21 protein-coding genes and 1 other annotated feature (1 of these 22 only partly in view) are annotated in these 22,083 nt (G+C 35.6%); all 21 genes read left to right on the forward strand.

Features of this window, described 5'->3' with window-relative positions:
* Positions 1 to 2: a sequence feature (ribosomal protein L21 leader region), on the forward strand; it begins 71 nt to the left of the window's first position.
* A gap of 13 nt (positions 3 to 15) precedes the next feature.
* Positions 16 to 324, forward strand: a complete 309-nt coding sequence (gene rplU, locus OCL94_RS05170) for a 50S ribosomal protein L21 (protein WP_233680445.1) — start codon at positions 16 to 18, stop codon at positions 322 to 324.
* A complete protein-coding gene (locus OCL94_RS05175; RefSeq protein WP_262995271.1) occupies positions 324 to 644 on the forward strand; it encodes a ribosomal-processing cysteine protease Prp in 321 nt (106 codons plus the stop codon). Before rplU ends, OCL94_RS05175 begins: the two co-directional genes overlap by 1 nt.
* A 10-nt stretch (positions 645 to 654) precedes the next feature.
* On the forward strand, positions 655 to 939 hold the full coding sequence (rpmA, locus tag OCL94_RS05180) for a 50S ribosomal protein L27 (RefSeq protein WP_096076260.1): 285 nt from the start codon (positions 655 to 657) through the stop codon (positions 937 to 939).
* 100 nt (positions 940 to 1,039) lie between these two features.
* Positions 1,040 to 1,522, forward strand: coding sequence for a Spo0B domain-containing protein (locus OCL94_RS05185; RefSeq protein ID WP_262995274.1), 483 nt, complete (start codon positions 1,040 to 1,042; stop codon positions 1,520 to 1,522).
* A gap of 11 nt (positions 1,523 to 1,533) precedes the next feature.
* Positions 1,534 to 2,823 carry a GTPase ObgE gene (obgE, locus tag OCL94_RS05190; protein WP_262995277.1) on the forward strand — a complete coding sequence of 430 codons (1,290 nt, stop codon included), beginning with the start codon at positions 1,534 to 1,536 and terminating at the stop codon, positions 2,821 to 2,823.
* 12 nt (positions 2,824 to 2,835) lie between these two features.
* Positions 2,836 to 3,285: an ACT domain-containing protein gene (locus OCL94_RS05195; protein ID WP_262995279.1), complete on the forward strand. Its 450-nt coding sequence runs from the start codon at positions 2,836 to 2,838 to the stop codon at positions 3,283 to 3,285.
* Between the two features lie 8 nt (positions 3,286 to 3,293).
* Positions 3,294 to 3,884, forward strand: a complete 591-nt coding sequence (gene ruvA, locus OCL94_RS05200; RefSeq protein ID WP_262995281.1) for a Holliday junction branch migration protein RuvA — start codon at positions 3,294 to 3,296, stop codon at positions 3,882 to 3,884.
* A gap of 14 nt (positions 3,885 to 3,898) precedes the next feature.
* Positions 3,899 to 4,912, forward strand: coding sequence for a Holliday junction branch migration DNA helicase RuvB (gene ruvB, locus OCL94_RS05205; RefSeq protein WP_262995283.1), 1,014 nt, complete (start codon positions 3,899 to 3,901; stop codon positions 4,910 to 4,912).
* 2 nt (positions 4,913 to 4,914) lie between these two features.
* Positions 4,915 to 5,937 carry a tRNA preQ1(34) S-adenosylmethionine ribosyltransferase-isomerase QueA gene (gene queA, locus OCL94_RS05210; protein ID WP_262995285.1) on the forward strand — a complete coding sequence of 341 codons (1,023 nt, stop codon included), beginning with the start codon at positions 4,915 to 4,917 and terminating at the stop codon, positions 5,935 to 5,937.
* Between the two features lie 11 nt (positions 5,938 to 5,948).
* Complete coding sequence (gene tgt / locus OCL94_RS05215; RefSeq protein WP_262995287.1) at positions 5,949 to 7,088, forward strand: tRNA guanosine(34) transglycosylase Tgt; 1,140 nt, start codon at positions 5,949 to 5,951, stop codon at positions 7,086 to 7,088.
* 9 nt (positions 7,089 to 7,097) lie between these two features.
* Positions 7,098 to 7,370: a preprotein translocase subunit YajC gene (yajC, locus tag OCL94_RS05220; RefSeq protein ID WP_411268478.1), complete on the forward strand. Its 273-nt coding sequence runs from the start codon at positions 7,098 to 7,100 to the stop codon at positions 7,368 to 7,370.
* A gap of 83 nt (positions 7,371 to 7,453) precedes the next feature.
* Positions 7,454 to 9,745 carry a protein translocase subunit SecDF gene (gene secDF, locus OCL94_RS05225; RefSeq protein WP_262995289.1) on the forward strand — a complete coding sequence of 764 codons (2,292 nt, stop codon included), beginning with the start codon at positions 7,454 to 7,456 and terminating at the stop codon, positions 9,743 to 9,745.
* A 118-nt stretch (positions 9,746 to 9,863) separates the two neighbouring features.
* Positions 9,864 to 10,967, forward strand: a complete 1,104-nt coding sequence (locus tag OCL94_RS05230) for a mandelate racemase/muconate lactonizing enzyme family protein (RefSeq protein WP_262995291.1) — start codon at positions 9,864 to 9,866, stop codon at positions 10,965 to 10,967.
* A gap of 83 nt (positions 10,968 to 11,050) precedes the next feature.
* Entirely contained in the window at positions 11,051 to 12,163 is a 1,113-nt protein-coding gene (locus tag OCL94_RS05235; RefSeq protein ID WP_262995293.1) for an amidohydrolase, read from the forward strand.
* A gap of 66 nt (positions 12,164 to 12,229) precedes the next feature.
* Positions 12,230 to 14,488, forward strand: coding sequence for a single-stranded-DNA-specific exonuclease RecJ (gene recJ / locus OCL94_RS05240; RefSeq protein WP_262995296.1), 2,259 nt, complete (start codon positions 12,230 to 12,232; stop codon positions 14,486 to 14,488).
* A 29-nt stretch (positions 14,489 to 14,517) separates the two neighbouring features.
* Positions 14,518 to 15,039 (forward strand): adenine phosphoribosyltransferase, encoded by a 522-nt coding sequence (locus tag OCL94_RS05245; protein WP_262995298.1) that lies wholly within the window; start codon positions 14,518 to 14,520, stop codon positions 15,037 to 15,039.
* Between the two features lie 119 nt (positions 15,040 to 15,158).
* Positions 15,159 to 17,348, forward strand: coding sequence for a RelA/SpoT family protein (locus OCL94_RS05250; RefSeq protein ID WP_262995300.1), 2,190 nt, complete (start codon positions 15,159 to 15,161; stop codon positions 17,346 to 17,348).
* Between the two features lie 10 nt (positions 17,349 to 17,358).
* Entirely contained in the window at positions 17,359 to 17,811 is a 453-nt protein-coding gene (gene dtd / locus OCL94_RS05255) for a D-aminoacyl-tRNA deacylase (protein WP_262995302.1), read from the forward strand.
* Entirely contained in the window at positions 17,808 to 18,668 is an 861-nt protein-coding gene (locus OCL94_RS05260) for an N-acetylmuramoyl-L-alanine amidase (protein ID WP_262995304.1), read from the forward strand. Before dtd ends, OCL94_RS05260 begins: the two co-directional genes overlap by 4 nt.
* 329 nt (positions 18,669 to 18,997) lie before the next feature.
* Positions 18,998 to 20,260, forward strand: coding sequence for a histidine--tRNA ligase (gene hisS / locus OCL94_RS05265; protein ID WP_262995306.1), 1,263 nt, complete (start codon positions 18,998 to 19,000; stop codon positions 20,258 to 20,260).
* A gap of 1 nt (position 20,261) precedes the next feature.
* Positions 20,262 to 22,058, forward strand: a complete 1,797-nt coding sequence (gene aspS / locus OCL94_RS05270) for an aspartate--tRNA ligase (RefSeq protein WP_262995307.1) — start codon at positions 20,262 to 20,264, stop codon at positions 22,056 to 22,058.
* Positions 22,059 to 22,083: the final 25 nt, after the last annotated feature.

Below are 22,083 nucleotides of genomic sequence, written 5' to 3' on the forward strand. Positions count from 1 at the left end.
ATAGGAGGTGCAAGTATGTTTGCAATTATTGAAACTGGTGGAAAACAATTAAAAGTTGAGCAAGGTCAAGAAATCTGGGTTGAGAAATTAGACGCAGAAGCAGGTTCAACATTTACGTTTGATCAAGTATTAATGGTTGGTGGAGATTCAGTTAAGATTGGTTCACCTGTAGTTGAAGGTGCTACTGTTACAGCTAAAGTTGAAAAACACGGTCGCGGTAAAAAGATTACTGTATTCAAATACAAACCTAAAAAGAACTACAAACGTAAACAAGGTCATCGTCAACCTTACACTAAATTAGTTATCGAAGCGATTAACGCGTAATGATTAACGTTACTATCTTAGTAAATGAAGAAGGTCAAGTGACCGAGTTTACTATGGAAGGGCATGCCGATAGTGCACCTCATGGACAAGATCTTGTTTGTGCTGGCGCATCCGCTGTCGTCTTTGGTAGTATGAACGCAGTCATTGGTTTGACAGATGAAAGACCGGATATTGATTATGCGGATGATGGTGGCTACTTTACTGCGAGAATCTTAGATTTAAACAATAAAGAAGCACAATTAATCATTCAATCAATGCTCGTGTCATTACAAACGATAGAAGCAGAATACGGACAATATATTAAATTAAACTATAAGTGAGGTGTAACTCATGTTAAAATTAAACTTACAATTCTTCGCATCGAAAAAAGGGGTAGGTTCTACACGTAACGGACGTGACTCTGAATCAAAACGTTTAGGTGCTAAACGTGCTGATGGTCAATTCGTAACAGGTGGTTCAATTTTATACCGTCAACGCGGTACTAAAATTTATCCAGGTGAAAACGTAGGTCGTGGTGGCGATGATACTTTATTTGCTAAAATCGATGGCGTTGTTAAATTTGAGCGTTTCGGACGCGATAAAAAGAAAGTTTCAGTATACGCTGAAGCAAAATAATGTCAATAAAGCACTGGATGTTTATCCAGTGCTTTTCTTTTTTTGTTCACGTCAGTCGTACAAATGATGTTTACATGGTATAATGATAAAAGGTGATTTAATGCATAATATAGAGACGTACTATAAGACGAAACATGATATAGCCAACCAATTGCAGTTGTTAGAAGCTTATTTTTCGTTAGGACAAGTTGATAAGGCAAGACATTTTGCGCGTCGTATAACAATGCAATTTAGGGATGAACAACAATTTTTAAAATTAAATTGTCCAAATGCAATTCATTATTATATTGATACAGTACTTGAAAATAAATTGTTTGATTGGACGTTTGAAATTGAGCTTTTAACCAGTGCAATTGGACTTAATGATAGTGTGCTTACATCCTTTATCGATGTGTGTGTCAAAGATTTTGAGAAACGTGTTGCTACAAAGTCACTCTTAACATTAAGTTTGTTTGAAAATGAACAAACGATTGAATGTATGCTCGCATTAACCGGTGAAATTATTGATACGCAGTATTTACTGCCCAATATGATCATTGCGACGACAGAAATAATTGAATACAAATTAGAAATAATAAAATAAGAGGTGTTTATATGTTTATAGATCAGGTCAAGATTAATTTAAAAGCAGGTGATGGTGGTAATGGAATCGTTGCATATCGTCGTGAGAAATATGTACCATTAGGTGGACCAGCAGGTGGAGACGGAGGTAAAGGGGCGTCAATCATCTTCCAGGTAGACGAAGGACTACGTACATTACTTGATTTCCGCTTCCAACGTATGTTTAAAGCTGAAAAAGGTGAAAACGGGCAAACGAGTAACATGCATGGTCGTGGCGCAAAAGATTTAATTCTTAAAGTACCACCTGGCACTATCATCAAAAATGCTGAAACTGGCGAAATTATTGCCGATTTAGTAATGCACGAACAAAGTGCTGTCGTGGCACGTGGTGGTCGCGGTGGTCGTGGTAATTCAAGATTTGCATCAGCAAGCAATCCGGCACCTGATTTCTGTGAAAATGGTGAACCAGGTGAAGAATTAGAAGTTGCATTAGAACTTAAATTATTAGCAGATGTTGGTTTAGTAGGTTACCCGAGTGTTGGAAAATCGACATTATTATCAATCGTTTCTAAAGCTAAGCCAAAAATCGGTGCATATCACTTTACAACGATTAAACCCAATTTAGGCGTTGTACAGACGAAAGATAACCGAAGCTTTGTTATGGCGGATTTACCTGGTTTAATCGAAGGTGCGTCTGAAGGCGTTGGTTTAGGACATCAGTTCTTAAAACATGTAGAACGTACACGTGTCATTATCCACATTATTGATATGGGACGTACGGATGGTCGTGATCCATATGAAGATTACGTAACAATTAATAAAGAATTAGAAAACTATAATAAAAAATTAGCGCGTCGTCCACAAATCGTCGTAGCTAATAAAATGGATATGCCAAATGCTGAAGAATATTTAGCTGAATTTAAGAAACAAATTGGTGATGATATTGAAATTATCGAATTAAGTGCAGCGACATACCAGAATATTGATACATTATTATATCGTGCAGCTGATCTATTAGATGCTACGAAAGATGTGGATTATGATGTTGATGAAGAAGATACTGCTGTACACCGAGTATTGTATAAACATGAAAAATCAGCAGACCATTTCGAAATTACACGTGCGGATGATGGCGCATATGTCGTTAGTGGTAACTCAATCGAACGTTTATTCAAAATGACAGATTTCACGCGTGATGCTTCTGTTCGTCGTTTCGCACGTCAAATGCGTACGATGGGTATCGACGATGCATTACGTGAACGTGGATGTAAGAACGGTGATATCGTTCGTATTATGCGCGGTGAATTTGAATTTGTAGAGTAGTAGGTGATAAATGTGTCAGAGCAAAATAAAAAGTTTTATCTTATTCGTGAAGATGTACTACCTGAATCCGTTAAGAAAACACTACTCATTAAAGATATGCTGGATGAAAATCCAAAACTTTCGATTTTTGATGCTGTAAAAGCGCACGATTTATCTCGAAGTGCTTTTTATAAATATAAAGATACCATTTTTCCAGTAGATGAAAAAACACGTGAACGTAATATTACGATGATGATACAAGTTAATGATTCAGTCGGTTTATTAAGTCAAATATTGAAGTTTATCGCATCGGAAAATGGTTCAGTATTAACAATACACCAGACGATTCCGATTAAAGATAAGACGACGATAACCATTTCTTTAAATGCAACAAATATGGATTTGACTATTAATGAGTTACTCGAAAAAATAAAATTAATGGATAATGTGAATCATGTTCAATTACTTGGTATGAGTTTGTAGGAGGCACTATGTACGCGTATTTAGAAGGTAAACTAGAAGTCATTTTACCAACACATTTAGTCGTTGGTGTAAATGGGATTGGTTTTGAATGTTTAGTCCCGAATCCTTATCGATTTCAAAAGTATTTTAAGAAAGATTTTAAATTATATACACAATTAGTTGTGCGCGAAGACGCCCATACGCTTTATGGGTTTGATTCGGTTGAAGAAAAGCAATTATTTCTATCACTTAATAAAGTAACCGGCATTGGTCCAAAATCTGCACTTGCGATATTAGCTTCAAGTTCACCAAGTGAAATTAAAAATGCGATTGAGAGTGAAAATGAGAGCTATTTAATTAAATTCCCGGGCATCGGTAAAAAGACTGCACGTCAAATAATCCTAGATTTAAAAGGTAAGCTTGTCATTACGGATGAAACGGACGTATTTAAAGAAATAACTGAACAGAAAACTGAAGTGATTGCAGAAGCGTTACTCGCATTGGAAGCTTTAGGCTATACGAAACGTGAATTACAAAAAGTTGAAAAAGTATTGAAACAGGAACAACTTGCAACAGTAGATGAAAATGTTAAGCGTGCCTTTCAAATGCTTGTGTCTTAAAGGAGTTGGATTGATTGGATGACAGAATAATAGACGAATCGCTATTAAATGCTGATGAATATCAAGATGAATTAAGTCTCCGTCCAACGAAACTTTCACAATATATTGGACAGGAAAAAATTAAACATAATTTAGATGTCTTTATTCAAGCGGCGAAACTACGAAACGAATCATTAGATCATGTGCTACTGTATGGTCCACCAGGTCTTGGTAAGACAACACTTGCAACAATTGTTGCAAATGAGTTAGATGTCAATATTCGAACAACATCAGGCCCTTCAATTGAACGGCCGGGTGACTTAGCAGCAATATTATCAAGCTTAAATGCTGGAGATGTGCTCTTCATCGATGAAATTCATAGACTGAGTCGTGTTGTTGAGGAAGTATTATATCCTGCTATGGAAGACTTTATGCTGGATATCGTCGTTGGTAAAGGTGAAGAGGCACGTAGTATTCGCATTGAGTTGCCACCATTTACTTTAATTGGTGCGACAACTCGAGCAGGCAGCCTTTCTGCCCCTTTACGTGATCGATTCGGTGTGCATTTAAGACTGGATTACTATTCTATAGAAGATTTGTCACAAGTCGTCAGTCGAACTGCAGATGTGTTTGATGTAGCAATAGATGATGCATCAGTTACGGAACTTGCAATGAGAAGTAGAGGGACACCACGTATTGCTAATCGATTACTGCGACGAGTAAGAGATTTTGCCCAAGTGAAAAATGAAGGTAAAATTGATTTTGAAATTACATCTAGCGCTTTAAACTTATTACAAGTCGATGCCTATGGATTAGACCATATTGATCATAAAATATTATTAGCTATCATTGAGCGTTACAATGGTGGTCCTGTTGGATTAGATACGATAGCTGTATCTATCGGGGAAGAACGAATGACTTTAGAAGATGTATATGAACCGTATCTCATTCAACAAGGTTTTTTAGAAAGAACGCAACGTGGGCGTATTGCAACACCACTTGCATACGAACACTTTAATTTACCGTATGATAATGAAAAGAGGAAATAAATTTGGACGTAAATGAATTTGATTTTGAATTACCAGAGCGACTTATTGCACAAACACCTTTACTCGATCGTACAGCAAGCCGGTTGCTCGCATTAAATAAAACGACCGGGGAAATAAAGCACACGCATTTCAAGTCAATCATTGACTACTTAAATCCGGGTGACACGTTAGTTTTAAATGATACGAAAGTTATGCCGGCGCGTTTATTTGGTGTGAAAAGTGATACCGGAGCTAAAATTGAAATGTTGATGTTAACAGAACACGAAAATGGATGGGAAGTATTGATTAAACCGGCTAAACGTGTGCAAATAGGCACTGAAGTTTCATTTGGTGACGGTAAGATTATCGCAACATGTGTTGACACACTTGAGCAAGGTGGTCGTATTATGCAGTTGAAATACGACGGCATATTGCAGGAACGTTTAGATGAACTAGGACTTATGCCCTTACCACCTTATATTAAAGAAACATTAGACGATCAGGGTCGTTATCAAACGGTTTATGCAAAAGCGTTAGGTTCAGCTGCAGCACCAACAGCAGGTCTGCATTTTACTAAAGCATTGTTAAATGAGATCGAAGCAAAAGGTGTGAACATCACTTATATTACACTACACGTTGGTTTAGGAACCTTTAGACCTGTCAGTGTTGATACAATTGAAGATCATAATATGCATAGTGAATATTATGAAATGACAGAACAAACGGCTCAATTATTAAATGAAACGCGAGCTAATGGCAATCGAATCATTTCTGTAGGAACGACATCAACACGTACACTTGAAACAATTGCAGATGATACTGGTCATTTTAAAGCGCAAAGTGGCTGGACAGATATTTTTATTTATCCAGGTTATACGTTCAAAGCAATCGATGCGATGATTACGAATTTTCATTTACCGAAATCTACACTCGTTATGCTTGTATCTAGCTTAGCGACAAAAGAAATAATATTAAATGCATACAACGAAGCAGTAAAAGAAGAATATCGATTCTTTAGTTTCGGTGATGCAATGTTTATTTATTAAAGGAGATTATTATGCCAGCAGTAACTTATGAACATATAAAAACTTGTAAACAGTCAGGTGCACGATTAGGTATCGTACATACACCTCATGGTTCTTTTGAAACGCCGATGTTTATGCCCGTCGGAACACAAGCGACAGTAAAAACGATGAGTCCGGAAGAATTAAAGACAATGAACGCAAAAATCATTTTGAGTAATACGTATCATTTATGGTTGAGACCAGGTAGTGATATTATTCGAGAAGCGGGTGGGTTGCACAAATTTATGAACTGGGACCGACCAATCTTAACAGATAGTGGAGGATTTCAGGTCTTCAGTTTAAGTGATATGCGCAAAATTGAAGAAGAAGGTGTGCACTTTAGACATCATTTAAATGGCTCAAAATTATTCTTAAGCCCAGAAAAAGCGATGCATATTCAAAATGATTTAGGGTCTGACATTATGATGGCTTTTGATGAATGTCCACCTATGCCAGCATCCTATGAATATGTAAAAGCAAGTATAGAAAGAACGAGTCGCTGGGCGGAAAGATGTTTAAAAGCGCATCAACGACCTGAAGACCAAGCATTATTTGGCATTATTCAAGGTGGTGAATATGAAGACTTACGTTCACAATCTGCGAAAGATTTAATTTCATTAGACTTCCCTGGTTATGCAATCGGTGGCTTGTCTGTAGGAGAACCGAAGCCTGTCATGTATAGAATGTTAGAACATACGACACCGCTCATGCCATTTGATAAACCACGTTATTTAATGGGAGTAGGATCACCGGATGCATTAATTGAAGGTGCGATTCGTGGAATTGATATGTTTGACTGTGTATTACCGACACGTATTGCACGTAATGGAACGTGTATGACAAGTAAAGGGCGCGTTGTTGTTAAGAACGCGAAATACGAACGTGATTATACACCATTAGATGAAAACTGTGATTGCTATACTTGTAAAAATTATACGAAAGCTTATATTCGTCATTTAATTAAAGCAGACGAAACGTTTGGTATTCGTTTAACGACCATCCATAACTTACATTTCTTACTGAATTTAATGGAACAAGTAAGAGAAGCAATCCGTAACGACCGTTTACTCGATTTCAAAGAAGAATTCTTTGAAGCATACGGTTTAAATGTAGAAAACCCAAAAAATTTCTAGGAGGTCGTTATGACAGCTGAAATGCAAGCATTAATCGTACAAATATTACCTCTTATCGTATTGTTAGTTGTTGCGTATTTCTTAATGATACGTCCACAACAAAAACGCACGAAAGAACAGCAGGAACTGCTCCGTAATTTAAAACGTGGTGATAAAGTCGCTACAATCGGAGGATTACAAGGGACAGTAAAATCTGTAGATACAAATTTTGTGACAATTATTGTGAACAATAAAGGTACAGAAATGACATTTGATAAACTTGCGATCAAAAAAGCGAAGTAAATTTATCATAATATTAACTTTATGATATTATAATTGAATAAATGGTTTGCCATCATACAATAATTTGATTTCGAGGTGGAAATGTGAAAAAGCGAAGCAGGTTAATAGCATTGTTGTTATTAACAATTCTATTATTTAGTTCTATGGGTGTAACAGTAAAAGGAATTTTGGAGAAAGTAAACCTTGGATTAGACTTGCAAGGTGGTTTTGAAGTACTTTATAAAGTTGATAAACTAGATAAAGGCGACAAAATTGATAGTGAAGTAGTTAAAGCAACAAGTAAAACGTTAGAATCTCGTGTCAACGTATTAGGGGTATCAGAACCGAAAATTCAAATCGAGAATCAAGACAGAATACGTGTACAACTTGCAGGTGTAAAGAATCAAAATGAAGCGCGTGAAATTTTATCTACGAGTGCGAATTTATCAATACGTGATGCCAACGATAAATTATTATTGTCAGGTAAAGATTTAGTACAAGGCGGCGCTAAACAAGCTTTCGACCAAAACTCTAACGCACCAGTCGTTACATTAAAGTTAAAATCAGCGAAGAAGTTTGCTGATGTGACACGAAAAATTTCAAAGCAAAACCCAAATATTATGGTTATCTGGATGGACTTTGAAGAAGGTAAAGACAGCTATAAAAAAGAAGTGAAAAAAGAGCAAGAAGGCAAACAACCAAAATACGTAAGTGCAGCGGGTGTAGCACAAGAAATTAACTCACAAAACGTAGAAATTTCAGGTGGATTTAAAGGTGAAGAAGGATTACTTCGAGCAAAGAAAATTGCTGATTTATTAAATTCAGGATCATTACCAGTGAAATTAACAGAAGTATATTCTACGTCAGTTGGTGCACAGTTTGGTCAAGATGCATTACATAATACAATGTTAGCTTCTGCCATCGGTGTAGGGATTATCTTTATCTTTATGATTATTTACTACCGATTACCAGGTATATTAGCCGTGATTTCATTATCAGCTTATGTATGGTTAACGATGATTGCATTTAATATGATACACGGTGTCCTGACATTACCAGGAATTGCCGCATTAGTATTAGGTGTCGGTATGGCAGTCGATGCAAATATTATCATGTATGAACGCATAAAAGATGAACTGAAAATTGGACGCAGTGTGAAGCAAGCGTTTAAGAAAGGATCAAATTCATCATTCTTAACGATTCTTGATGCCAACCTTACGACAGTTCTTGCAGCTCTAGTACTATTCTTCTTTGGAACTAGCAGTGTTAAAGGATTTGCCACGATGTTATTATTAGGTATTATTATGATCTTTGTGACGCAAGTATTCTTTACACGTTTATTATTAAGTTTAGCGGTGAATTCAGGTTTCTTTGATAATAAATTTAGTTTCTTTGGCGTTAGCAATAAGAAACGTCACAATATTTCTGAAGGTATCGACGTATATGACTTAAAAACACGCTGGGATCGTATCAATTTTGTGAAATTAGCAAAACCATTACTCGCAGCATCGCTTGCATCTATTATTATTGGTAGTATCATCCTTGCGATGATGGGATTAAATTTAGGTATTGATTTCAAATCTGGTTCACGCGTTGATGTGAAAAGTGAGCAAGTATTAAAAGCAGATAATGTGAAGCAACAATTAAAATCGATTGGATTAGAAACAGACAATATCGTTATCAATTCAGAATCTAATAAAATGGGTGTAATTCAGTTTAAAGATCCATTAACGAAAAATGAAATTAAAGATTTAAAATCGACATTTACGAAAGCATATGGCCATGAGCCAAATGTGAATACCGTTTCAAGTGAAATTGGTAAAGAATTAGCGAAAAATGCGATTAAATCAGTGATTTATGCATCAATTGGAATTATCATTTATGTGACATTCCGATTTGAATGGAGAATGGGGTTAACGTCTGTACTTTCATTATTACATGATGCATTTTTAATCATTGCATTCTTTAGTATCTTTAGAATTGAAGTGGATGTAACATTTATTGCAGCTATTCTTACGATCATCGGTTATTCAATTAATGATACAATCGTAACATTCGACCGTGTACGTGAGAACTTACAGAAGATGAAAGTGATTACTTCACCGGAACAAATCGACAACATCGTTAACAGCTCAATCCGTCAAACATTGACACGTTCAATCAATACAGTATTGACAGTAATTATCGTAGTTGTTGCATTAATGTTATTAGGTGCTGCAAGCATCTTTAACTTTACGCTTGCATTATTTGTTGGATTAATTTCAGGTGTATTCAGTTCTATCTTTATCGCAGTACCACTTTGGGGTATTTTAAAGAAACGTCAGTTGAAAGCAAATGGTGGCCGTTTAACTGTTTATGAAGAAAAGAAAGCAAATGATGAAAAGATATACGTATAAGCTGAATGTCAAAAGAAAAATCATGTCTATACATGATTTTTCTTTTTTTTACGTAAAATGCACAAATTTCACTCAATTTTTATTATGATATACATAACTGTATTTCAGGAGGGGTAATATGAAAATAACAAAAATTGTTGGGTATTATATTGAACTTCCTTTAATTGAACCGTTCGTTATCAATTATGCAACGTATCATTGTATGCATTCAGTAATTGTTGAAATGCATACGGATGCTGGTATCGTCGGATATGGCGAAGGTGTTGCAGATGAACATGTAACGGGTGAAAGTGCGGAAGGAATTTATGCTAACCTGCAATGGATAGCACCAAAACTAATTGGGCAAGATCCTTTAAACATAGAATCAATGCACCAATATATAAATACATTAATATTAGGTAATCCAGAGTTGAAAGCAAGTATTGATATTGCGCTGTATGATATATTAGGAAAGCATGCCAATCTTCCAGTGTATCAGTTGCTCGGCGGGAAAACTGTTGAACGATTGGATTATGCTAAAGTCTTAAGCGTAAAATCAATTGAAGCAACAAGAAAAGATATCGATACTTTACTAGCATCAGGTTATAAAGTGATTAAAGTTAAATTAGGAGACAATATTAATGATGATATTCAGAAGCTGAAACAGATTCTGGATTATATTAAAGATACAGATGCAGAAATACGTGTTGATTGTAATCAAGCGTGGTCAAATCCGAAAGCAATCGTACAGGCATTTAGTTCGATTCATGATCCAAAGTTAAAATGGATTGAACAACCCCTAAAATACAACGATATGGATGGCATGAAGTATTTATATGACCATATGAATGTGAGTTTAATGGCTGATGAAATGATTAAAGATGTTGATGATTTAGTACGTTTAAAGACACCGCATTTTAATTTATTAAATGTGAAATTAATGAAGTGTGGCGGCATTCATAATGCTGTGAAACTTATACACATTGCAGAAGCTTTAGGCATAGAATGTCAAATTGGATCAATGGTTGAGTCATCTATAGGCAGTGCTGCAGGATATCACACAGCGATGGCGCTTGAAAACGTGAAAACTACTGAGCTGACTGGGCCGTTATTATTTAGCCAGGATATTGGTGATTTGACATACAATATTCCTTATGTCGATTTAGGTAATGGTGCAGGATTAGGGATTCAAATTGACACAAATGTATTAGCAAAGCTAACAGTAAAACAATTTGAAGTGTAATGTAAAAAAATAATAATTAATTTATATAATAAAAACAATAAAGCAAATAATCAGGATAAAGCTAAAAATAAAAGGGGATAAGCATGGACAATACGGATTTTCATGACAAGATATTGGATATTAATCGTGAATTGAATTTAAGAGCAGAAGTAAGCTGGGATGAGGAAAAAACAACAAAGTATATCGAGAAATTATTTAAAGATGAGTTCGATGTGCAGCGTTTTAACAAAACTGGACTTTATATTAAAGTACCAGGCGAAATCGATAAGACAATCGCATTTAGAAGTGATATTGATGCATTGCCGTATAATTTTGATGATGGTTTAAAGGTAATCCACGCATGTGGTCATGATGCGCATATGACAACGTTAATCGGTTTATTGTTTAAATTAAAGATTACGAATTATAAACCGAAATATAATTTATTATTTATTTTTCAGCCGGCTGAAGAAGCGGGAAGCGGTGCAAAATATGTATTAGAACATGATATATTAGATAATGTTGAATATATGTTTGGAATGCATGTGCGCCCGAAAAATGAATTAAAAGGGAATGAATTCTCAAGTAGTATTCAACATGGTGCGAGTGCGACGCTTCATGTAGATATTACAACGACAGAAGGTCATGCTGGTCGTCCTTGGGAATCGATTAATAGTATTGATATTGCAATGGATTTAAATCAACAAATTAAAGGTTTAAACGATGTAAATGACCGCTCTTATTCTGTGAAAATGACAACGATTGAAACATTAGGGGGTACACATAATACGATTCCTGGTACTGTCAATTGTGTATTTGATGTTCGTGCCCAGTATAACAATACGATGGCATCGTTACAACATAATATTGATAAGATATGTGAAACAGTTCGTGGACAATATGACTGCACGCTGAAATATTATTATACGAGTAATACAGTTGCAGCAGATATTAGCGATGAAGCAAAAAATATCTTATCTGAAGTTTTACGAGAACAACAACACGAATATATAGAAACGATCGTTACGCCAGGAGCCGAAGATTTTCACACGTATTCACACGCATTACCTGAAATTAAAACAACGATGCTTGGCATTGGTTGTAACATGAATCACGGTTTACATCATCCCGAAATGAAATACGATAAAGAGTCGATATTTACTGCAATTAATATTTATTATGATGTTATCAAAAAATTAGATAAAAAAGTAAGTTAATTTGAAGGCATTCATTTTCTAAAATGAATGCCTTCATGTATAATGCTAGATTGTAGGGGGATTGTTATGAACAAAATGAAATGGCAAGTGTCCAGGATAGAACAAACAATTCCTGATGACTTGATAAAAAAATATAAAATCTCTAGTATCAATCAAAAAATATTAAGTAGCCGCAATATTATTACAGAAGAACAGCTCAATGATATATTCTCAGAAGGTAAGATTCACGATCCTTACCTTCTATTTGACATGGAGAAAGCTGTGACGCGTATAAAATCTGCAATTGATCATGCAGAGCCAATACTCGTGTATGGTGATTATGATGCAGATGGTGTAACGAGTGTGACTGTACTTGTAAAGACATTACAATCGTTGGGCGCAACGGTCGGATGGTATATTCCAAACCGCTTTACAGAAGGATACGGACCAAATGAAGAGGCTTTCCGACAAGCTGCAGATGAGGGCGTAAAGCTCATTATTACAGTGGATAATGGTATACAAGGTCATCATGAAATTGATGTGGCAAATGAACTGGGAATGGACGTCATTATTACGGATCACCATGAAATTGGTCAAACGTTACCGAATGCATTTGCTATTATTCATCCGATGCATCCAGAAGGCAACTATCCATTTCAACATTTAGCTGGCGTCGGTGTTGCTTATAAAGTGAGTCATGCACTGTTGGGTGAACCAAACGTAAACTATTTACCGTTTGTTACGATTGGTACGATTAGTGACCTTGTATCGATGACTGGAGAAAACAGAGCATTGGTAAAGCGCGGACTAACGATATTAAATGACACACCACCTGTTGGCATAGCAGCACTATTAAAACAGGCTAAATTTAGCGGCGAAGTGAATGAAGAAACGATAGGTTTTATTATAGGTCCGAGATTAAATGCAGTCGGACGATTAGATGATGCGCGAATCGCTGCAGAATTATTACAATTAGATGATCCTGAAGAAGCGGAATGGATTGCTGAACAAGTGGATGCCTTTAATGATGAGCGAAAGGCCATCGTCGACACAATTACTGAAGAAGCAATGATAGAAGCAGAAGAAAAAATTAATAATGGGAATCGCTTTCTAGTACTTGCAAAAGAAAACTGGAACGAAGGCGTCGTCGGTATCGTTGCAAGTCGTATCGTAGAAAAATATCATTTACCAACCATCGTGTTAAACATAGATTATGTTAATGATTATGCAAAAGGTTCAGCACGTAGTGTCGAACAAATATCGATGTACGAAAGTCTGGATCAAGCACGTGAATTAATCACAAAGTTTGGTGGACACCATATGGCAGCAGGGATGACTTTACCAATTGATCATATTGAGCAGCTCGAACGTCGTATTAATCTTTATTTAGAAGAAATATTGCAAGGAGAACCAATCGTTCCTCAACTGAGTATTGATGCAGTGATTGAAATGAATGATATTACCGTAAAGAACATCAGTGATTTAACGCTGCTTCGACCTTTTGGAACAGACTTTCCAGCTCCGTGTTTAGGCATATTTAATCAAACTATTAGTGAAATTAAGCAAATAGGACAAAATGCAGCACATTTAAAGTTTAAGACGATGTCAGATTTAAATTGTTTAATGTGGCAACAAGGTGAATTAATCAATGAATTTACGGTAGGAACACAAGTTAATTTAGCTGGAACTTTACAGTTAAACGAATGGAATGGTAATGTGTCGCCACAAATGATTGTTCAGTCAATGCAATCAGAAGCTGTAAAATTTATTGATTTTCGGAATACGCATCCGCGTAAGTTTGCATTTTTGAAAGATGAACAAGTGGCCTATGTAATTCACCCAAGTCAGCCTAAACTTAACGAATTTTATTATTATTATGGCGAATTCGTATCCGGTCATGATAAAATAGTGTTTAGAGACATTCCTGACTCTTTTGATAATTTCAAAAAAACATTTGACGCAATCGATGCAGATACGGTATATTTTATTTTCCATAAAAAAAACCAAATCTTCTTTGAAGGTATGCCAAGTTTAGAGAAATTCAAAGTGTTGTTTAAATGTTTTAAAATGAAACCGACAATTGATTTAAAAGCTGACGGTGGATATCTTATTGACCTGCTTAAGGTTAAACCTGAAACGCTGCTCTTTATGTTATCGGTATATAAAGATTTAAACTTTATTCACCAGTCTGATTTAACATATCAGTTAAATCCAACAATTCAAAAAGCAGATATTCAGTCATCAGAAAGCTATTTAAAAAGATTAAATGCATTAAAGTTAGAACAAACTTTCTTGTTCTCTACACTTGAACAATTGAAAGCACACATTACTTCAGATAATCATTAAAAAAATGAATAGACCATGGAGGCACATCAATGGATTTAAAAAAGTATATTGCAGAAGTGAAAGATTGGCCGAAAGCAGGCATCAGCTTTAAAGATATTACAACATTAATGGACAATGGAGAAGCGTATTCATATGCTACTGATCAAATTGTTGCATTTGCAAAAGAAAAACAAATTGATATCGTCGTAGGACCTGAAGCACGCGGATTTATTATCGGTTGTCCAGTCGCTTATGCAATGGGTATCGGTTTCGCACCAGTACGTAAAGAAGGTAAATTACCACGTGAAGTGATTCGTTACGAATATGATTTAGAATATGGTAGTAACGTCTTAACGATGCATAAAGATGCGATTAAACCGGGACAACGTGTATTAATTACAGATGATTTACTCGCAACAGGTGGGACGATTGAAGCGACAATTAAATTAATCGAACAGCTTGGTGGTATTGTAGCTGGTATTGCATTTATCATCGATTTAAAATATTTAAATGGTATGGAAAAATTAAAAGGCTATGACGTATTAACATTAGTAGAATATGACGCAGAATAGTGAAATATTTGTAAAAAAGATTGAGTTGCAATAAATTGACTCAGTCTTTTTTATATTTCATTTAAAAATACGTGATAATATAGTATTATTAATACATTATAAAAAGAGGTGGTGATAGAATGAACAATGAATATCCTTATACAAAAGACGATGTCCTTGCAATGACGAAAGCGTATTTATCAGAAGAGGACTATCAATTCGTTGTAAAAAGCTATCAACTTGCCGAGAAAGCGCACACAGGTCAGTTCAGAAAAAATGGTTTACCTTATATTATGCATCCGATTCAAGTGGCTGGTATATTAGCAGAAATGAAATTAGATGGTCCGACGATTGTCGCTGGATTTCTGCATGATGTTGTGGAGGACACGCCTTATACTTATGAAGATTTAAAGGCAATGTTTAATGAAGAAGTCGCGTACATAGTTGATGGTGTAACGAAATTAGAAAAAGTAAAATATCGTTCAAAAGCCGAACAACAAGCTGAGAATCACCGCAAGTTATTTATTGCTATCGCAAAAGATGTGCGTGTCATCCTCGTAAAATTAGCAGATAGATTACATAATATGCGTACGTTAAAAGCGATGCCGCATGAAAAACAAGTCCGTATTGCTAAAGAAACGTTAGAAATTTATTCTCCATTAGCGCATCGATTAGGGATTAACACAATTAAATGGGAACTGGAAGATATCTCATTGCGCTATATTGATAGTATTCAATATTTTAGAATCGTTCATTTAATGAAGAAGAAACGTAGTGAACGTGAAGCTTATATTGAAAATGCAATTGAAAATATTCGTAAAGAAATGATGATAACAGGTATTGAAGGCGATATTACAGGTCGACCTAAGCATATTTATAGTATTTATCGCAAAATGGTTAAACAAAAGAAACATTTCGATCAAATCTTTGATTTATTAGCTATCAGAATCATTGTTGATTCTATTAAAGATTGTTATGCAGTATTAGGACTTGTGCATACATTATGGAAGCCCATGCCAGGTCGATTTAAAGATTATATTGCGATGCCGAAACCGAATATGTATCAGTCATTACATACTACAGTAGTAGGACCAAATGGTGATCCGCTTGAAATACAAATCAGAACACATGAAATGCATGAAATTGCAGAACATGGGGTAGCAGCACACTGGGCCTATAAAGAAGGAAAGACGTTAGTCAATCCAGATGAAGCGAAAAGCTTAAGTAAGATGAGCTGGATGAAAGAAATTGAAGAAACGGATTCAACGTCTCCTGACGCAGAAGCATTTATGGAATCATTGAAATACGATTTGCAATCTGATAAAGTTTACGTCTTTACACCAGAAAGCGATGTTGTTGAATTACCAATTGGTGCTGTACCGATAGACTTTGCATATGCTGTACATAGTGAAGTCGGTAACAAAATGATCGGTGCTAAAGTCAATGGGAAGATTGTGCCGATTGATTATGTGTTACAAACCGGCGATATTATTGAAATACGTACATCTAAACATTCATATGGACCAAGTCGCGACTGGTTAAAGATATGTAAATCAGCTAGCGCTAAAAGTAAAATTAAAAGCTTCTTTAAAAAGCAGGATCGTTCAAGCAATGTTGAAAAAGGTAAATTCATGATCGAAGCTGAATTTAAAGAACAACATATTAATATGGATGACATCATGGTTGAAGAAAATATATCAGTAGTAATTGATAAATATAATTTTTCAACGATTGATGATGTGTATGCAGCTGTTGGGTTTGGTGGTTTAACTGCTTCAGCTGTTGTTAACAAATTAACGGAGCGCTATCGCATAAAAGAAAAAGAACAACGTTTAAATCAAGTTCAGGAAGTCAATAAAACGTTAAATGTGAAGCGAGATATCCAAACAGAAACTGGTGTTTATGTTGAAGGCATGGATAACATGCTGATTAAATTATCGAAATGTTGTAATCCTATACCGGGCGATGAAATCCTCGGTTATATCACAAAAGGCCATGGTGTGAAAGTGCACCGTGCAGAGTGTCCAAATATTATTAACGAAACTGAACGTATCATCGATGTAGAGTGGGTTAAAGCATCTGAAAATAAAACGTATCAAGTTGATCTTGAAATCACTGCATATGATCGCCTCGGATTATTAAATGAAGTATTACAGGCAGTCAATGCGACGAAGACTACATTGACACAAGTTATCGGTAAAGCAGATATTGATAAAAATGCTAAAATCAATATTAGTATTATGGTTAAAAATGTGAACGAACTGATGCGTGTCGTAGATAAAATTAAACAACTTGGTGATATATATACTGTCACTAGAATATTAAATTGAGGTGTCCATCATGCGTGTCGTATTACAGAAAGTGAAACAAGCATCTGTTACAGCAGATAACTATTATCAATCCATTGAGCAAGGGTTCTGCTTATTTGTAGGCATTGGTGAGCATACGACTGAGGAAGATTTACATGCTGTTGCTAAGAAAATTGCAAATACACGCCTTTTTGAAGACGATGCTGGTAAAATGAATTTATCCATTCATGACGTCAAAGGTAAAATATTATCCATATCACAATTTACATTGTATGCAAATGTGAAAAAGGGGAATCGTCCAAGTTTTACTGATGCGAAGACACCTGACATTGCTGAAGCAATGTATCATCAATTTAATGACTTGCTTAAATCATATGGTATTGACGTGCTCCCAGGAGCATTTGGCGAATCGATGGAGATTGATTTAATCAATGATGGTCCGGTTACGATTTTATTTGAAAGTATCGAAGGTAAAATACAATGAAAAAAATTGATTTAAGACCGATACAAAGATCAAGACCTTTACGTCTCGTTTTATTATCACTTTTAATAATCTTAATTGTTACCTTACTGTTCTGGTTATTCACGAAACAAAAAGCTGAACCGACGCAACTATCTATGAAAGAAGATAGTGAGCTGCGAACAGGTCCACAGGCATTTTATCCAGTCATTTTTAATGTGAGTAAAGGTGATACATTTAAAATATTAAAACATACGGGTAAATGGTATTACGTCGATAATGGTAAGAAAAAGGGCTGGATTGCGGGCTGGCATACCAATTTAAATATAAAAAAAGATACAGTAACAGGCGCGAATCCTTTCAAAGGTAAAGTTGTATTACTCGACCCGGGACATGGTGGAAGTGATCAAGGCGCTTCCAGTAAAGCTGGCACGGTAGAAAAAGAAATTACACTTGCAACTGGTATGATGCTCAAGCAAAAGCTTGAAGATGCCGGAGCGACTGTAGTTATGACAAGAACGACGGATGAATACGTCAAGCTGGATGACCGTAAAGGTGCTGCTGATGTATTTATTAGTATTCATGCAGACGCACTAGCCTCGTCGAATCCACATGGTTTAACCGTTTATTATTATCATGATAAACAAAAGGCGCTTGCTGATACGTTGCATCTGGCGATTAAACAAAAAGCATTATTATCAGATCGTGGTGTTCGTATCGAAAATTATCAAGTGATACGTCAGACAAAATCACCAGCAGTGTTATTAGAACTAGGTTATATCAGTAATCCTACAGATGAAAAGTTAATGAATGATAAAGTATATCGACAAATTATTACGACGAGTATCGTAGATGGTTTGCGCAATTACTTTTCTTATTAACTTGACTTTAGTGAGTTAACTTAGTAATATAAACCTATTCAAACTTAACAATAAGCCGTTTTAATCTATCATTTATAAGAAATTTATTGAATAGAGACATCTAAATTTGCTGAAATTAGATGATAAATACTTATATTGTGTAACAATAGATGAGGCTGTGATATGAAAGTATCACCGTTTTACATGCGTTAAATGTACTGGAGTGGGTACGCGTTTAGTACCAATTAGGGTGGCAACACGGAATATTTTACGTCCCTTATGCATTATTTATGATGCATAAGGGACTTTTTTATTAGATGACGTTTTTATGATATGAGGAGGAAATCATTATGATTAATATACCTAGAGGTACGCAAGATATTTTACCAAGTGAAACACCGAAATGGCGTTATATCGAAAATCAACTACATGCAATTGCAGCATCATTTAATTATAAAGAAATACGTACACCTATTTTTGAATCAACGGACCTATTTGCCAGAGGTGTGGGAGATACGACAGATATCGTTCAGAAAGAAATGTACACATTTAAAGATAAAGGTGACAGAAGCATTACGCTTCGTCCTGAAGGTACAGCAGCAGTCGTAAGAAGTTATATTGAAAATAAAATGAATGGTGATGCAAATCAACCAATCAAATTGTATTACAATGGCCCGATGTTTCGATATGAACGTAAACAAAAAGGACGCTATCGTCAATTCGTACAATTTGGTGTAGAAGCAATCGGCGCTGAAAATCCAGCGATGGATGCAGAAGTGATTCATATGATTTATACCATCTATAAATCTTTTGGTTTAAAGCATATTAAGATTGTCTTAAATTCTATCGGTGATATGGAAAGTCGTACCACATATAAAGAAGCGTTAGTGAAACACTTTGAGCCTCATATTGAACATTTCTGTAATGACTGTAAGAACCGTTTGCATACTAATCCGATGCGTATATTAGATTGTAAAGTGGATCGTGATCAGCCATCTGTAAAAAATGCACCGAAAATAACTGAATACTTAAATGACTATTCTTTAAATTATTATAAAGAAGTGAAGCGCTATTTAGATTTATTAAACGTGCCTTACGTTGAAGATGCGAATTTAGTACGTGGATTAGATTATTACACACATACAGCATTTGAAGTGATGAGTGATGCTGAAGGATTTGGTGCTATTACGACTTTATGTGGTGGTGGACGTTATAACGGTTTATTAGAAATGTTAGATGGACCAAAAGAAACAGGTATTGGATTTGCGTTAAGTATCGAGCGTTTATTACTTGCAATTGAAGCGGAAGGTATCACATTAGATATTGAAGATCAAATTGATTTATATATCGTCACAATGCCGGAAACAGTTGATGCAGGGATTAAAATATTAGCTGATTTACGTAATAATGGCATAAAAGCTGATATCGATTATTTAAACCGAAAAATGAAAGGTCAGATGAAACAGGCAGACCGAATTCATGCTAAAAATACGATCGTATTAGGTTCGAATGAGCTTGAGAGCGGTAAGATAAATGTAAAATCTATGGTAACAGGGGAAAGTACTGAAATTGACATTGATCAATTAGCATCATTCATTAAAGGAGAGAAATAACATGGAGAAAAGAACAACATATTGTGGCTTAGTCACGGAATCATATATTGGACAAGAAGTTGTATTAAAAGGGTGGGTGCAAAAACGCCGTGATTTAGGTGGATTAATTTTCATTGATTTGCGCGATAGAGAAGGTATTGTACAAATCGTATTTAATCCGGATTTTTCAAAAGATGCGTTAGCGATTGCTGAAACAATTCGTTCTGAATATGTAATTGAAGTGAAAGGGAAAGTAACTGCACGTGACGAAGCGGTTGTTAATCCTAAAATCAAGACTGGTAAAATTGAAGTTCAAGTTGCTGAAGTTAATATTATCAATAAATCTGAAACACCACCGTTCCAAATCGAAGCAGAAACAGATATTGCAGAAGATATCCGTCTAAAATATCGTTATTTAGACTTACGTCGTGAGCCACTTGCGAATACATTTAAGATGCGTCATCAAATCACACGTGCAGTGCGTAACTATTTAGACGAATCAGGATTTTATGAAGTGGAAACACCGGTATTAACGAAATCAACGCCTGAAGGAGCACGTGACTATTTAGTACCATCACGTGTACAGGAAGGTAAATTCTTTGCCTTACCACAATCTCCTCAAATCTTTAAGCAGTTATTAATGATTGGTGGATTCGATAAATACTATCAAATCGTTAAATGTTTCCGTGATGAAGATTTACGTGCAGACCGTCAACCTGAATTTACGCAAATCGATATTGAAATGAGTTTCGTAAATCAGGAAGACGTGATGGCGATGAACGAAGGCATGCTTGCCCGTATTATGAAAGACGTTAAAGGCATTGACATTACAACACCATTCCCACGTATGACTTATGCAGAAGCGATGCGTGATTACGGTATTGATAAACCAGATACACGTTTTGACATGAAGTTAAAAACGTTAAATGACTTAGCATCTAAAATGGACTTTAAAGTATTTAGTGAAGCTGTGAAAAACGGTGGAGCGGTAAAAGCAATCGTCGTTAAAGGCGCAGCTGATCAGTATTCAAGAAAAGATATTGATGCATTACAAGAATTTGCAAAAATTTACGGTGCAAAAGGTTTAGCATGGGTTAAAGTTGTTGCAGAAGGATTAAACGGACCGATTGCTAAATTCTTTGATGAAGCAATTACGGCCGAACTCATTGCAACAACTGAAGCTGAAACTGGTGATTTAATATTATTTGTTGCTGATAAATTATCTGTCGTTAATGCGAGCTTAGCAAACTTACGTAACAAATTAGGTAAAGACTTAGGATTAATCGACGACAATAAATTTAATTTCTTATGGGTAACGGACTGGCCATTATTTGAGTATGATGAAGAACTTGATCGTTACTTTGCGGCACACCACCCATTCACAGCACCTAAACCTGAACATTTAGAATTATTGAAATCAAATCCAGAAGCGGCTGAAGCGAATGCGTATGACGTTGTATTAAATGGTTATGAATTAGGTGGTGGTTCTATCCGAATTCACGATCAGGAAGTACAGGCGCAAATGTTTGAAGCATTAGGCTTTACGAAGGAAGAAGCTGAAGCGCAATTTGGTTTCCTGATGAATGCATTTAAATATGGTGCACCACCACATGGCGGTATCGCTTTAGGATTAGATAGAATGGTGATGTTACTTGCAGGACGCACAAACTTACGTGACGTCATTGCATTCCCTAAAACTGCATCTGCAACAGACCTTTTAACTGAAGCACCAAGTGCGGTTGAAACAGTACAATTAGACGATTTACACATTGCATTAAACGTTAAAGCAATAGAAAAATCAAAAGATGAAAAAGAATAAAAAATAAGAATGAAATAGTTGCAAA

This window comes from Macrococcus capreoli (assembly GCF_025628935.1).
GTDB classification, from domain to species: domain Bacteria; phylum Bacillota; class Bacilli; order Staphylococcales; family Staphylococcaceae; genus Macrococcoides; species Macrococcoides capreoli.